The organism is Nonomuraea endophytica (assembly GCF_014203235.1).
Taxonomy (GTDB): Bacteria; Actinomycetota; Actinomycetes; order Streptosporangiales; family Streptosporangiaceae; genus Nonomuraea; species Nonomuraea endophytica.
Genome location: NZ_JACHIN010000002.1, coordinates 530770 through 545573, shown reverse-complemented (window position 1 = coordinate 545573; position 14804 = coordinate 530770). Strand labels below are relative to the sequence as shown.

Sequence of the window (14804 nt, the reverse complement as noted above, 5' to 3'; positions counted from 1 at the left end):
TGAGCGACCTGGCGGCGCCTCAGGCGAAGACGTCCTGCTGGTAGCGGCCGTCGGCGTCGAGCGCCGCCAGCCACTCCTCGCCCGGCCGCCCGGTCTTGGCGTGGTGGATGGCGAGGAAGGCCTGCCGTACGGCGGGGGCCATGCGCAGCCCGTCGCCGCAGACGTAGACATGGGCGCCCCGCTCCAGCAGCTCCCACACCCGGTCGGCCTGCTCGGCCAGCGCGTCCTGGACGAGGCGGCCGTCGCGGGCGGAGAACGCGACGTGCGCGTCGGGCGCCCAGGCCGTCACGTCCGCGCGGTAGAGCCAGTCGTGCTCGGGGTGGCGGCAGCCGGTGAACACCAGGGCGGCCCCGGTGGCGCCCCGCAGCGCGCGGTCCTCCAGGAAGCCGCGCAACGGGGCGAACCCGGTCCCGGGCCCGACCATGATCACCGGCGTGGCCGGGTCGGCGGGCAGCCGGAACGGCGGGGCCGGCACCCGGACGTAGCCGTAGAACACCTCGCCGGCCGCCAGCCCCGCCAGGTACGCCGAGGCCATCCCCCGATACTCGCCCGTCCCCGACCAGGCCGCGCCCTCCACCAGCCCGACCGTGATCCGGATGCGCCCGGGGTCGGCCAGCGGCGAGGACGAGGCGGAGTAGTAGCGCGGCTTGATCGGCCCCGCCAGCTCCAGGAACACGGGCAGCGGCAGCTCGATCGCGGGGAAGCGGTCCAGCAGCGCCAGCACCGAGACGCGCTTGGCCAGGATCTCGTCGGCGTAGCCCTCGGTCAGCTCCCCGAGCTGCCGGGTGGTCCAGGGGCACGCCGTGTGCGCGGCCAGCGTGGTCAGGTCCGCGCGGGTGGCCACCTGCTGCAGTTCCACGAAGTCGGTCAGCAGCAGCCCGGCCGTGACCGGGGTGTCCAGGGGGAGGTGGGTGACGCCCTGGGCGCGCAGCCGTACCACCTGGTCGCGGGGGACGCGGAGGACGCGCAGCGCCCATTCCACCAGCTCGGGGTCGTTCTTGGCGAAGACCGCCAGGTGGTCGCCGGCGGCGTAGGTGACGCCTTCCGGCAGTTCGGCCACGATCGAGCGCACGCCCGCCCGCGGCGCCTCCTTCGAGAAGTCCCACAGCCCTGACGGGTCGCCGGTCAGCTCCTCGTTGGAGACCACCCGCAGCGGCACCGCCCGCTCGGACACGACCGCCGGCCGTACCTCGGCCTCGGTCAGGACCTCCATCTCGTAGCGCGGCCCCGCCGCCTCCGCCGACGCCGCGTACTCCTCCGCGAGAGCCGCCCACAACCGCGCCGTCCACGCCGAGACGTCCCCGTCGAAGTCGCCGTCCGCGTCCGCCTCACCCCTCTCGATCAGGGGTACGGCTCCCGCCGCCACCAGCTTGTCGAAGGCCCGGCGGGGGAAGTCCTGGTAGGTGGGCCACTGGGTGTTGCCGCAGCCGAGCACGGCCAGCCGTACACCGGAAAGGTCGGGAAGCTCTTCCAGCGCGTCGAAGCGCTGGGCGTTGTCGGGGGCGCGGCCGTTGTAGGAGGAGGTGACGACGAGCAGCAGGCCCTCGGCGGGCGGGCGCAGGTCGTCGAGCGTGGTCAGCGTGGTGGCGAAGCCGGCCCGGCCGGCCCGCTCGGCCAGGCGTTCGGCGAGGTCGGAGCAGGTGCCGAGGTTGGAGCCGTAGGCCACGGTGAGCGCGGTGCCGGTGACGGCGAGGTCCTGCTGCTGTTCGTGCTGTTCGGTGACCGGCTGCTGGGCGGCGCCGCGCTCGTGGGGGCGGCGGTCGCGGACCCGGACCGTGAAGCCCTCGGGCTTGAGGGTGAGGGTCTGCTTGGTCTTGATCTTGTAGGCGGTGGGGTCGGAGACGGCGAAGCGGCGCAGGACCATCGCGAGGGCGAGCCGGGCCTCGGTGAGGGCGAACTGGCGGCCGATGCAGGCGCGCTCGCCGTTGCCGAACGGCTTGTACGCGGATTTATGGTGATTTTTGCGGTTTTCGGGGAGCCAGCGGTCGATGTCGAACTCCTCCGGCCGGTCCCAGGCCTTCCGGCTGCGGTGCAGCGACGGCAGCACGATGACCGCCTGCTGGCCGGCGCGTACCGGATAGGAACCGCCGATCACCGTGTCCTCGAACGCCGTCACCGAGAAGGCCGGGATCGGCGACCACACGCGCAGCGTCTCCTCCAGGACCCGGGAGATCACGTCCAGCTTCATGATCGTCTCGTAGGTCGGCGGGGTGTCGCCGGGCAGCAGGGCGTCGACCTCGGCGTAGGCCCTGGCCAGGGTATGCGGGTCGCGCAGCAGGTTGTACAGGGCGAAGGAGAGCAGGCCGCTGGTCGTCTCGTGCCCGGCGATGAGGAAGGTGATGACCTGGTCGCGGATGTTCGCCTCGGACAGCCGCTCGCCGGTGCGCGGGTCGGTCGCCTCCATCATGAGACCGAGCAGATCGGAGGCGCCTGACGGCCGCGCGGTGCGCTGCTCGATGACCTCCTCGACCAGGACCCGCATGGTCTGGATGTCGCTTTCGTAGGCCTCCTGGCGCTTGCGCAGCATCTTGGTCACCACGGGCGGCTGGCGCAGGCGCAGCATCGCCTCGGTCAGCGCCGAGCCCATCGCGCGCAGGAACGGGTGCAGCTCGGGCTGGTCGAAGGAGCGGAATCGGTAGCCGAAGCCGGTCAGCGAGATCGTGTCCAGCGTCAGCCTGGTCATGTCATCCGAAACGGGCAGGTCCTGCCCCTGGCGGGTGGCCCAGGAGTCGATCAGCTGGTCGGCCACCTCCAGCATCTGCGGGAAGTAGGCGCGCATGGAGCGCTGGCTGAAGGCGGGCATCAGGATGCGGTGAGCGTGGCCCCAGACGGGCTCGTCGTGCCGGGCGGTGAACAGGGCGTCGCCCGCCAGGTCGCGCAGGAAGGACAGCGGCGGCTGGATGCCCTTGTGGAAACGGCTCTCGTCGCAGAGTTCCCCGACCAGGTCCGGGTCGTAGACGAACAGGACGTCGTTCCCGAGCAGGTTCAGCCGGAACAGGCCTTCCTCGTAGCGGGCCGCCAGTTCGTCGAAGTAGGCGGCCGGCGAGTGCGCCGGCACCTGAAGCATGTTGCCGAGCAGGGGCAGTCCAGGCGGTGAGGGGATCATGGACACTCCAATGGGTCAGCCATACACCGTATGGCAGACGCTACCATACGGCGTATGGCAGTGAGCGCGCGGAGGGGTGCCCCTCTGACTCGGGAAGAGATCTACGCCGCGGCGTGGCGGCTGATCGACGCGGGCGGCGTCGAGGGACTGTCCATGCGCAAGCTCGCCGCCGAGCTGGACGTCAACCCCATGTCGCTCTACCACCACGTCGAGAACAAGACGGCCCTGCTCCACGAGCTCTGCCTCAGGGTCGGCGGCCAGCTGGCGACACCACCCGACGACGGCTCGCCCTGGCAGGACCAGATGCGGGCGCTCGGCCACGCCTACCGCGAACTGGCCCGCCGCCAGCCGTCACTGTGGCGGTACGTGTTCAACAACCCCGAGGTGATGAGCAGGCAGCAGGGCGGTCTGTGGCTGATGCTCGACCGCCTCCTGCGGATGGCCGGAGTCCCGGAGGACGAACTGTCAGGGACGGCCGAAATCCTCAGCTCGTTCGTCAGCGGCTTCATCTTCTCCGAGTCGACCGGCGGCGTCCGGCCCGACGCCTTCGACGACGCCATCACCCTGCTGATCGGCGGACTGGAAGCGTACCTGGACCGGTAACGTCGGATTCATGGATCTACACGTGGGATGCGCGATGTGGAGTCATGCCCGGTGGGGGCTTCCCCAGGAGGAGCGGCTCGGCTCCTACGCCACCCGGTGCAACGCGGTCGAAGGCAACACCACCTTCTACGCCACGCCGTCCCGCACCACCGTCGAGACCTGGGCGGCGCAGACCCCGGCCGACTTCCGCTTCGTGATCAAGCTACCCAAGACGATCACCCACGAAGGCCGGCTCGGCGACGTCGGCGACCAGGTCCGCGCCTTCCTGCACGCCATCGAACCCCTAGGCTCCCGCGCCCACGCCCTCTGGGTGCAGCTGCCCAGCTCTTTCTCCCCGTCCGACCTGGGCGTGCTGGCCACGTTCCTGCGCCGCATGCCCGCCGCCTACAACTACGCGGTCGAGGTACGGCACCGCGCCTTCTTCGACCACGCCCCGTCCATCGGCGACCTGGAGCGGTTGCTGGGCGGGCTGGATACCGAATGGGTGCCGTTCGACACCGTCACGCTCTTCGAAAGCCCGCCGACCAGCGACGCCGAGCGGGACGCGTGGACCAAGAAACCCCGCGTCCCCCGCCGCTCGCACGCCCTCACCGAACGCCCCATCGTCCGCTACCTGGGCCGCGACGACACCACCAAAACCGTAGAAGGCTGGCACTTCTGGGTGGAAACGACCGCGGCCTGGCTCCGCGAAGGCCGATCGCCGACCGTCTTCATCCACACCCCCGACAACGCCGAGGCGCTGACCCTGGCCCGCCGCTTCCACGACGAGGTACGCGCCCAACTCCCCGACCTCACACCCCTGCCGGAGCCGGTCGCCGAAGAGCCCCCGCTCACCCTGTTCTGACCGATCAGCCCATCGTCGGCACGCGATCGTCCCCAACCGACCGCATCCGGCGCCGCGACCACGCGCGGATCGACCTCCCCCGGCAGCCGCACAGTCCCGTCGCCGGTTCCTCAAGCCCGGCATCGGCGAGACCACGGCCGCGATGAGTAGACCTAATGGCCAAACATCCAGGAACCCGGGCAAGCCGCCGACCACCTGAGGAAGAGGCGTCCGGCCTGGCATCCTGAGCCGGTCATGGCGGAGTACGCGGCGGCGCTGGAAGCCTTCAAACGAGTGACGGCACTGGCCATCGAACACCACGCCGCACTGGACACCGCCGCCCGGCTGATGCACGCCCACGCCTGGGTCGGGGGCGGCGCCACGGCGTTCACGACCGACCTAGCCGGGCACCGGACCAGACTCCAGTCCTCGCTGTCCGCCGCGATGCGCGCCCTGGGCGACGCGGTCGTACGGCACGGCGGCCCGAACCTCACCATCCCCGCCATGACCACGGCACCGACCGGCGCAAATGCCCCCGCGGGCACGTTCCGCGGAATCGACCCGCACGCGATGACCACGCTGATATCGGCCCTCGACCACGCGGGCCACGCGCTCGCGTCGGCCGGCGCCCGCCTGGCCTCCGAACTGACCGCCCACGGTCTGTCGTCCCAGCCAGGCCACACCCTCGGCCAGGTGGCCGGTTGGTCCGTCGAAAGCGGCCGGGACCTGCGACAGCGCCTGTCCCGCATCCAGCGTTCCGTCCCCTGGAGCGCGCTTCCCGCAGGGCTGGCCGCGTATGACCTGTTCGGCGCCCATGAGCCTGGCTCCGGTCAGGTGCGGCAGCTCCTGAACCAGGTGGCCGCCGGAGATGCCTCGGCGGTCCGTGCGCTGCTCGCCGTACAGGAAAGCGGCCAGGACACAAGCCTGGCCGCCCGCGTGAACGCCTGGTGGCACGCTGTGCCGGAAGGCCATCGACTAACCACCCTCCCCGGCTTCGGCAACCTCAACGGCCTGCCCGCGGCCATCCGCGACCAGGCCAACCGCCACTGGCTGAGCACAGAGAAGGCCCGCCTAACCACAGAACTGGAGGAATTCGACCACCCCACAGACCTGGGCCGCTGGGAGAAGATCGCCAACCAGCTCCGCCGCCTGGAACTCATCGAACAAGAACTCCAGCCCCAACCCGGCTACCCGAAACCGCTGCTCCTCGCCGTCGACCTGACCGGCAACGGCAGGCTGATCATCTCCTGGGGCGACCCCGACACCGCCGACATCACCGTCACCAACGTCTCCGGCCTCACCTCCGGCCTGGACGCCGCCCACGGCGACCTAGAACGCGCCCGAGCCCTGTGGCGCCAAGCCGCGGTAACCGGAGGCGGAAAGTCCATAGCCTCGATCACCTGGCTGGGCTACGACGCCCCCCAGATCGACCCCGGCCTGTTCGACCCAGCCAAATCCGTAGCCTTCCAAGGCGCGGCCACGAAAGGCGGCGCCGCCCTGGCCTCCTTCACCGACGGCCTGCGCGCCTCCCACCACCCATCCAGTACGGCCCGCTCCGTCGTCATCGGCCACAGCTACGGCTCCCTCACCAGCGGCCACGCCGCCACCCTCCGTCCGGGCCGCCTGGCCGACGACCTCATCCTCCTCGGCAGCCCCGGCGTAGGCGTCAACCACGCCAGCGAACTCGGCCTCGCCCCCGGACACGTATGGGTAGGCGAGGCCGGCGGCGATCCGGTCGCCACACTGGGCAGCTTCGGGGCGGATCCGGGGGACGATGCGTTCGGGGCCCAACGTTTCCCCGTGGGCCGGGAGGTCTACACGGCCGCTCACAGCAGCTATTGGGACGCTGACTCCGCCTCACTGCGCAACATGGGCCGGCTCATCAACGGGGAGTTCGACCAACTTACTTCGCCCCCGCCCCGTGACGATCAGCCTCAACTCCTCATGCCCGAGTTCGACCCCGCGCTTGCTCCCAAGCTGAACAGGTGACGATGTGCCCCGTGCTCTCCTCGCTCTCGCCCTCCTCCTGACGAGCTGCGCCGCGGACAAACCCACGCTTACCCAGACGCAAGCGGTTGGCCGGATTGACGAGCTGATCAGCGAGACGGCCCACGCGATCACCCCGAGACCCAAGCTGGAGGTGCTTCCGTCCTTCAACGCGCCAAGTGGTTGCCTGGGCGAAGATGCCTCCGAAAATCGGATCATCGTGAGCCGCGCCTACTGGCTGCGCGATGCCCCGAAGGATCAAAATATGGCTATTTCTCGACAAATTCGGGCATTTTGGCAGTCACGAGGTCATCGCATCGTCGCCGTAGGGAGTAATGGCAACCCGGACCTGAGTGGGGAGTCACAGCCTGACGGATTCAAGCTCTCCCTTACCAGGGCCAAGGATGACAGCCTCTTCCTCGGTGCGTCGTCCACCTGTATCTGGTCTGGCGGGTTGCGGGATACTGGATGGGGGCGTTGGCCCGTTGAACGAAGTGATGGTGAGACATGAGCGTCTTCTCCCGCGGGTTTCGCGGTAAGCAGCGTAAGGATGATCGGCTTCCACCAGGTCAGTATCTGACCGAGGATTTTCCGGTGTTGTCGGCCGGGCCCACTCCGCGGGTTCCGCTGGACAGGTGGGAGTTCGCCATCGACACCGAGGCCGAGCGGGTGCATCGGTGGACGTGGGAAGAACTGATGGGACTGCCGGTCGAGACGCCGACGGTTGACATTCATTGTGTGACGACCTGGTCCAAGCTGGACACGACCTGGCAGGGCGTCTCGCTGGATGTGCTTTTCGAGGATGTCGAGACTGCCGCCGAGTACGCGCTGGTCTACTCCTATGGGGGCTACACGACCAACCTGCCGTTGGAGGATCTGCTGGATGGAAAGGCGTGGATCGTCCATCGCTTCGACGGGGAAGAGCTGGAGCCTCGGCATGGCGGGCCGGCGCGGCTGCTGGTGCCGCATCTGTACTTCTGGAAGTCGGCCAAGTGGGTACGCGGAATCCGCCTGCTGAACCAGGACCATCCGGGCTTCTGGGAGACCGCCGGGTATCACAACTACGGCGATCCGTGGCGTGAGCAGCGGTACTCCGATGACTAAGTGGCAATCAGCGCGGCTGATCGAGACGCGGGATGAGACTCCGTCCGCTCGTACGCTGGTCTTCGACGTGCCCGGCTGGCCCGGTCATCTGGCGGGCCAGCACGTGGACGTACGGCTGACCGCCGAAGACGGCTACACCGCCCGCCGCAGCTACTCCCTGGCCACCACCCAGGGCGTCGAGCTGACCGTGCAGCGCCTGGAGGACGGGGAGGTCTCGCCTTACCTCACCCAGGTCATGGAGCCGGATGACCAGTTGGAGATCCGGGGGCCGGTCGGGGGCTGGTTCGTGTGGCGGCCGGATGATCCGGCGCCGGTCCTGCTGGTTGCCGGGGGCGCCGGGATCGTGCCGCTCATGGCGATGATCAGGACCCGGCGCGTGGCGGGCGTGGCGACGCCGTTCCAGCTGATCTACTCGCTTCGCTCGCCCGAGCAGCTCTACTACGCCGACGAGCTGCGTAAACCCGATCCCGGCGTCGAGGCGTCGCTGGTCTACACCCGGGTGCGCAACAGCCGCCTCACCGCCGCGGACCTGCCGGGGCCGGGTCCTGACTGTTTCGTGTGCGGGCCGACCGGGTTCGTCGAGGCGGCGGCCGATCTGCTCGTGGGGCTCGGCCACGATCCTGCACGCGTCAAGACCGAGCGCTTTGGAGCGTCCTCATGAACCACGTCGACGGCAACGCGATGGCCGGACCGCTCAGCGAGATCTTCGCCGTCGATCTGTCCAAGGCCTCGGGTACGTGCGCCTCGTGCGGGCTGGTCGGTCCGGTCGCCGGTCTGCGGGTCTACGGGCCCGATCCGGGGCTGGTCGCGCGCTGCCCGGGGTGTGACGAGGTGGTGATGCGGCTGGTCCGCGGGCCGGAGACGGCCTGGCTGGACCTGCGCGGGGCCGTCTCGCTGCGCATACCGCTCGGCCCCTAAAATAGGCACATGGGGTCAGCGGAGCCGTTCGTGGCCGCCTGCCCCAACACCAGCCTGCGCGAGATGGTCAACGCGCTCCGGATCCGGGTGGCTCGCTACGAGCCGGCGTACATGCGCGACGGCGACCGCGAGAGCCACGCGGCCCCGCGGCACGAGCGGATCCTGGCCGCGCTCGCCGACGGCGACCTGACCGGGCGGCCGACCGAATCGGCCGCATCTGGGAAGATTCCCGCACGATGGTCCTGATCTGGCTGAACACATGAAGGAAGACACCATGAAGCGCATCGGTATCATCGGCGTGGGCGAGATCGGCCGGGCCATCGTGGTGGGCCTGTGTGAGGGAGCCGAGGAGCCTCCCGAGGTGTTCCTCTCCCCGCGGGGCGCGCGCACGGCCGCGGAGCTGTCCTCGTCGTACGAGAGTGTGCGGGTGTGCGCGGACAACCAGGCCGTGGTGGACCGCGCCGAGCTGGTCATCATCGCCGTACGCCCGTACGACCGGCAGGAAGCGCTTACCGGCCTGCGGGTGGACCCGGGCAAGATCGTGGTCAGCCTGCTGGCCGGTGTCGGCATCGACGAGCTGCGCCGGATCCTCGCCACCGACGTCCCCGTGGTGCGGGCCATCCCGCTGCCACCGGTACGCGAACGTGACTCCGTCACGGTGACGTGCCCGTCGCACCCGGACGTGGACGCGCTCTTCGAGCGCCTGGGCGGAGCGCTCCCGGTCGAGGACGAGGCGGCCTTCAGCGTCTTCTCCGCGCTGACGGGGACGCTGACCACCCACTACTCCTACCTCGCCACGCTCGCGTCGTGGGCCGTCGGCCAGGGCGTGCCGGCCGAGGTCGCGGACCGCTACGTCCGCAGCCTGTTCCAGGGCGTCGGACGCAGCCTGGGCGACGAGGGCCGCTCCCTGGCCCAGCTCGCCGCCGACCACGAGACCCCGAACGGGAGCAACGAACGCGTCCGGACCACCTGGTTCAACGACGCCAACTCCGAAGCGCTCGGCAAGGTCCTCGACGACCTGCTCGCCCGGCTCAGATAGCCCTAGTCGTGGGCGATGTGCAGCAGCTGCCGCCACAACAGCACCACGAACACCGCGGAGCCGGCGAAAGCGAACCAGAACGGCGCCGACACCCCGAAGCGGGTGGCCAGGATGCCGCCGATCAGGGAACCGACGACCAGGCCGCCGAAGACGCAGATGGTGTTGACGGCGCCCACCCGGCCCTGCAGTTCGTGCGGGACCGCCCGCTGGCGGACGGTGACCGAGGTGGTGCCCCAGATGAAGGCGTGCGCCCCGAAGACGAGGAAGATGCCGCCGGCCACCCACGGTGAATGGGTGAGGGCCAGCCCCAGGTGGGTGAGGGTCTCGATGATGAGCCCGATCCGCATCAGCGCGCCGAGGCTGACCCGGCGGGTGATCGCGCCGTACAGGGCGGTGCCGACGAGCCCGCCGATGCCGCTGATGGTGCTCATCAGGCCGAAGCCGATGGCGCCGAGGCCGAGCTGGTCCTGGGCATACAGGACGAGCACCGACCAGGCGGCGCCGAACGTGAAGTTGAAGATCAGGATGGTGAGCGCCAGCGTGCGTACCGCCGCGTGCTTGATGGTCCACCGGAACCCGGCGACGAGCTCCCGGATCGTGTCGGGCTTGGGGTCGCCGGCCTGGCGGCCGTGGGGCGGCAGGCTGATCCGGCTGACCAGCAGGACCCCCGCCAGCACCAGCAGCAGCTGGCTGGCGAACGGCCAGGTGTAGCCCACGGCGAACAGCGCCGCGCCGATCGGCGGCCCGGCGAGCTGGTTGAGCGTGATGAACCCGGTGCCCAGCCGGGCGTTGGCGATCACGAGATCGTCCCGGTCGACCATCGTCGGGGTCAGTGTGGCCGTCGCGTTGTCGGCGAACACCTCGGCGACGGCCCGGAGCGTCAGCATGATCAGCGCCGTCACCACCGTCACCGTGCCGGTGGCCACGAGCACGACGAGCGCCGCGAGCACCACCGCGCGGGCCAGGTTCGCGAACATCACGATCCGGCGCCGGTCGTGCCGGTCCGACAGCACCCCCGCGTAGAGGCTGAAGAGCAGCTGCGGGGCCCAGCCCACCAGCGCCGACAGTGAGATCATCAGGGGATCGCGGGTCAGCGTCGCGATCAGCAACGGCCCGGCGGCGGCCGCGAGCCCGTCGCCGAGGTTCGTCAGCCAGCTCGACGCGAGCAACCACCGGAACCCTGTCCCCAGCCGGGCCGGCAGCACCCGTTCCATGACTCTGATCACGAGCGCAAAACCATACTTTTCATTGCCTACCTGCGGCAATGTGTTTTTCAGGTGTCAGCCGGTCTGTCCCCATTCGAGGACGACCTGGAACTGCGCCTCCGAGGAGGTCTTGGCGATGGCCACGTCGGCCTCGCCGGAGATCTTGATGCCGAAGGTGAGCTCCAGCCGGTCCGGCGGGTTCTCGATGTCGCGCAGCTTGCGCGCGATGCTCTCCACCGCGGGGGTCACGCTGGTGATCGCCGCCTGCAGGGTGCTGCCGGCCTGGCGGAGGGCGCGGCCGGCGCGACCGGCCCGCTGGATCTCCTCGGCTTCCGCGGGCTCAACCTCGACGACCAGCCTGCCGCCGCCGTCCAGCGGTATCTCCACGTAGGTCACGAAGGGAGCGTACGGCAAGCCAGGCCGTTTGGGCTTAGCGTGGTTCGCATGCGGACGAGCGCCCCGAGCGTGGCCGGCGTCCTGGGCCGGGATGGGCGGCCGGTGGGGGCGGCCTTCCCCGTGACCGGCGAGCATCTGATCACCGCGGCCCACGTGGTGAGTCTCGCCACCGGCGTCGAGTTCGAGCCGGACTCCCCGCCGGAGGGCCGCGTGTCGGTGGCCTTCCTGCCCGGTGGCGCCCGGCTCGATGCCGAGATCATGCTCTGGGACGGGGCACGCGACGTCGCCGTACTCCGCCTCGGCCGGAGCGTGGACGTCCAGCCCGCGCCGCTCGTCGACCACGCCTCCTTCGACGAGCGGGTCGCCATGGTCGGCTTTCCCGACGGCAAGGAGCAGGGCGTGTGGAGCGTGGGCGTGCTCCGCGGCGCCCAGGCGGACGGCTGGCTCCAGGTCGACGTCGAGGAGGGCAGCCGGTTCGACATCAAGGGCGGGTTCTCCGGCACTCCCGCCTGGCACCTCGATCGCGGCGACGTCGTCGGCATGGTGGTCGCGGCGTGGACCGGCGGCCGGCGCAGCGGCTACCTCATCCCCACCGCCCAGCTGCTGGAGGCATGGCCGGGGTTACGCGACGCCGTACGGCCGATCTCGCCCTTCCGCGGACTGCTGCCGTTCGGGCCCGAGCACGCCGCCAGCTTCTTCGGCCGGTCGGACGAGGTCGACCGCATCTCCCGGCTCGTCGTGGAACGGCCGGTGGTGACCGTCACCGGGCCGTCCGGCGTGGGCAAGTCCTCGATCATCCAGGCGGGCGTGATCCCGCGCCTCCAGGGCCTCGCGGTCGCCCACTTCCGGCCGGGACAGGGACGGAGCCCCCTGCACGCGCTCGCCCTCGCGCTGAGCCGCGGCGACCCGGCCGACCGCCTCACCAGGGCCGACGAGCTCGCCAGGCATCTGGAGCGCGGCGCCATGCCGGAGCTGGTCAGGTCGGTTCTCGACCAGCTCGGCGCGTCCCGGCTCATCCTGGTCGTCGACCAGCTCGAAGAGGTGCTCTCCGCACCGGCGGAGCAGCGTACCGCCTTCGCCAGGGCGCTCCTCCACGCCGAGCGGCCGAACTCCGCGCTCGGCGTGCTGGCCGCGCTCCGGACGGACTACCTGACCCCCATCCTGCGCGATCCGGAGCTCGCGCCGCTCGCGGCGGGCGAGCGCACCATCAACGTGGGCGAGCTCTCCACCCGGGGCCTGCGCGCCGCGGTGCTCGAACCGATCGTGCGGATCCCGCTGGTGGAGTACGAGCGCGGCCTCGCCGTCCGGCTCCTGGACGACCTCGGGGTGGGGCCAGGACGGCTGCCGCTGCTGCAGTTCACCCTGGCCCAGCTCTGGGAACGCCAGTCGGACGGAAAGCTGACGCACCAGGCGTACGAGGAGATCGGCGGCGTCCGCGAAGGCCTCAACCGTTTCGCCGAGCAGGTCTGGGCCGAGCTGACCGTGGGCGAGCAGCGGGACGCCGAACGCCTGCTCATCCAGCTCACCCGCCCCGACCCGGAGGGCCAGGAGATCACCCGGCGGAGCGCGCCGCGCGAGCAACTCGACGCGGCGCAGTGGGCGGTCGCGCAACGCCTCGCCGTCTCCCGCCTGGTCGTCGTGGACGAGGGCCGTCGCGCGGACCTCGTCCACGAGGCGCTGGTCACCCGCTGGACCCGGCTGCGGAAGCTCGCCGGTCAGGCCCGCGAGTTCCGCCTCTGGCAGGAGTCGCTGCGCCGCCGGATCGCGCTCTGGCGCCGGCACGACCGCCGGCCCGCCCGGCTGCTCGCCGGCGCGGACCTCGGCGACGCGCTCCGCCGGCTCAGGGAGCGGCCCGCCGACCTGAGCGAGGAAGAGCGGGAGTTCATCGATCTCAGCGTACGGCGGCGCCGCCACGTCAGACGGCGGCGCGCGGCAGCCCTGGCCGTCGTGGTGGCGGCCGGGCTGGCCGTCTGGATCCCGCTCAGCGGCGCGGTCAGCGCCAACGCCGCGCAGACCCTGCTCGACCGCGCCCAGCAGCGAGCGGCCACGGACCCCTACGGCGCGGCCCAGCTGGCCATCCGTGCCTACAGGACCAGGGACACCCCGGACACCCGCAAGAAGATCCACGACCTGTACGGCGGCGCCCTGTCGCTGACCCGGATCATCTCCGACACCTCGGTCGGCGTCGTCTCCTTCAAAGGGGAGTCCCGCCCCGGCGGCAGCTTGTCCGGAAAAATCAGCACAGACGGCCGGGCGCTGCTCACCCGCTCCCCGGACAGCAGAGTCGTCCTGTGGCAGCTCGGCAACGGCGCCGCGAACCCGGTGACGCTCCCCGCCGAGGGCGGCGCCAGCGCCAACCACATCACCCTCAGCGCCGACCGCCGCTACGCCGCCGCCACCTACACCGCCAGAATCGAGGTCACTCCCTATAGCCGGGTGCCCGACGGCAGATGCGTGATCAAGGTGCCTGACTCGCCCACCGCGCACCTGGCCTTCACCGTGGTGCGTACCTGCCTGGTCGTCACCGACCTCGCCCGCATGGACACCGCCTTCGCGCTCGTCCTGCCCGACAACGTCGTGCCGGGAGGCGTCTCCATCGACCCGGAGGGAAAGAGCGTCGGGCTCGTCACGACCGTGGCGGGAAAGACCGGCCTGATGCGCTGGGACCTCCCCACCGGCAAGCCACTGCCCTCGGTGCCGCTGGAGGTGGGCCCCAGTGACTCGATCTCGTTCTTCCGGCTGATCCCCGGCGGTGCCGTACTCGGACATCTGGTCTTCTCCGCCGACGCGAAGGCCGGAAAGCAGAACGCGACCGGCCACCGCCTGCTTCGCCTCGCCTTCGGCGGCGCCACCACGATGCTGCACGAGAGCCTGGCGAGCTCTATTATCACGATGAGCGGGGACGGACGCCGGGTGGCGGCATTCGAGGAACGTGAGAAGCAGCCCGCCTTCCTCGTCTGGGACACCGGGACCGGCCGGCAGATCGCCCGGCTGGACGACATGAGCCTCGCCGAATCGGTCGGCTCGCCCGCCTTCGACGCCACCGGATCCATCCTCCACAACACCTGGCTCGACTTCCCGGTGACCCAGCCGAGCAGCCTGTCGCTGAAGGACGTGCAGGCCTTCGCCGCCCAGTTGAGCGACGCGCAGCCGGTCACCCGCTGGTCGATACCCGGTGGCGAGCGTGCCCAACAGCTCCGCCTGCCCATGGCCTGGCGGACCCTGCTCCCGATCGGTGAGGACGCCTTCGCGCTGGTCACCGCCGACCAGATCGGGCTGCTGCTCCCTTCAGGCGGGCAGAGCGCCGCCGACCGGCTCGCCGCGATGGCGGCGCAAGGCGTCGAGGTCGCCTCGCCCGGGGTGGAGGCGGAGCTGGCTCATCTGTGCCGGGTGTACGGAGAGCTGGATGCCGAGTCCGACGAGATCAAGAAGCTGGTGCCCGACGGCGCCCACACCGATCCGCTCTGCCCCTGACCCTTGGCCGAGGCCTCTTCGTTCGAACGGGATCAGCCGGAGTACGGCGCCCGCAGCCGGAGGCCAGGCACCCGATCCCAGCCGATGAGCTGGAACAGGCGCCGCATCTGCGGCGGCACCGCTCGCCATCGAGGCCAGCACCCGCTTCAG

General features: G+C 70.6%; 12 protein-coding genes. 9 read left to right on the top strand and 3 right to left on the bottom strand.

Annotated elements, in window-relative coordinates:
• Positions 1-19: 19 nt before the first annotated feature.
• Positions 20-3106: a bifunctional cytochrome P450/NADPH--P450 reductase gene (locus tag HNR40_RS10625; protein WP_184960209.1), complete on the bottom strand. Its 3087-nt coding sequence runs from the start codon at positions 3104-3106 to the stop codon at positions 20-22.
• A 54-nt stretch (positions 3107-3160) separates the two neighbouring features.
• Between HNR40_RS10625 and HNR40_RS10620 the strand changes: the two genes are divergently transcribed.
• From HNR40_RS10620 to HNR40_RS10585, 8 genes are all read left to right on the top strand, one after another.
• Entirely contained in the window at positions 3161-3709 is a 549-nt protein-coding gene (locus tag HNR40_RS10620) for a TetR/AcrR family transcriptional regulator (protein WP_184960207.1), read from the top strand.
• Positions 3710-3719: 10 nt separating this feature from the next.
• On the top strand, positions 3720-4553 hold the full coding sequence (locus tag HNR40_RS10615) for a DUF72 domain-containing protein (RefSeq protein ID WP_184960205.1): 834 nt from the start codon (positions 3720-3722) through the stop codon (positions 4551-4553).
• Between the two features lie 234 nt (positions 4554-4787).
• Positions 4788-6521, top strand: a complete 1734-nt coding sequence (locus HNR40_RS10610; protein ID WP_184960203.1) for an alpha/beta hydrolase — start codon at positions 4788-4790, stop codon at positions 6519-6521.
• A gap of 504 nt (positions 6522-7025) precedes the next feature.
• Positions 7026-7622 carry a sulfite oxidase-like oxidoreductase gene (locus HNR40_RS10605; RefSeq protein WP_184960201.1) on the top strand — a complete coding sequence of 199 codons (597 nt, stop codon included), beginning with the start codon at positions 7026-7028 and terminating at the stop codon, positions 7620-7622.
• Positions 7615-8283 carry a ferredoxin reductase gene (locus HNR40_RS10600; RefSeq protein WP_184960199.1) on the top strand — a complete coding sequence of 223 codons (669 nt, stop codon included), beginning with the start codon at positions 7615-7617 and terminating at the stop codon, positions 8281-8283. Before HNR40_RS10605 ends, HNR40_RS10600 begins: the two co-directional genes overlap by 8 nt.
• Positions 8280-8540, top strand: coding sequence for a DUF6510 family protein (locus tag HNR40_RS10595; RefSeq protein WP_184960197.1), 261 nt, complete (start codon positions 8280-8282; stop codon positions 8538-8540). The genes HNR40_RS10600 and HNR40_RS10595 overlap by 4 nt, the downstream gene beginning before the upstream one ends.
• Positions 8541-8549: 9 nt before the next feature.
• Positions 8550-8786 (top strand): FCD domain-containing protein, encoded by a 237-nt coding sequence (locus tag HNR40_RS10590; RefSeq protein ID WP_184960195.1) that lies wholly within the window; start codon positions 8550-8552, stop codon positions 8784-8786.
• Between the two features lie 28 nt (positions 8787-8814).
• Complete coding sequence (locus tag HNR40_RS10585; protein WP_184960193.1) at positions 8815-9579, top strand: NAD(P)-binding domain-containing protein; 765 nt, start codon at positions 8815-8817, stop codon at positions 9577-9579.
• Positions 9580-9581: 2 nt separating this feature from the next.
• On the opposite strand, the gene HNR40_RS10580 is transcribed toward HNR40_RS10585, so the two are convergent.
• Together HNR40_RS10580 and HNR40_RS10575 are read right to left on the bottom strand one after the other, a co-directional pair.
• Positions 9582-10805 carry an MFS transporter gene (locus tag HNR40_RS10580; RefSeq protein WP_184960191.1) on the bottom strand — a complete coding sequence of 408 codons (1224 nt, stop codon included), beginning with the start codon at positions 10803-10805 and terminating at the stop codon, positions 9582-9584.
• Positions 10806-10859: 54 nt separating this feature from the next.
• Complete coding sequence (locus HNR40_RS10575) at positions 10860-11180, bottom strand: CU044_2847 family protein (RefSeq protein ID WP_184960189.1); 321 nt, start codon at positions 11178-11180, stop codon at positions 10860-10862.
• Positions 11181-11228: 48 nt separating this feature from the next.
• On the opposite strand from HNR40_RS10575, the gene HNR40_RS10570 reads away from it, so the two are divergent.
• On the top strand, positions 11229-14654 hold the full coding sequence (locus tag HNR40_RS10570; RefSeq protein WP_184960187.1) for a serine protease: 3426 nt from the start codon (positions 11229-11231) through the stop codon (positions 14652-14654).
• Positions 14655-14804: the final 150 nt, after the last annotated feature.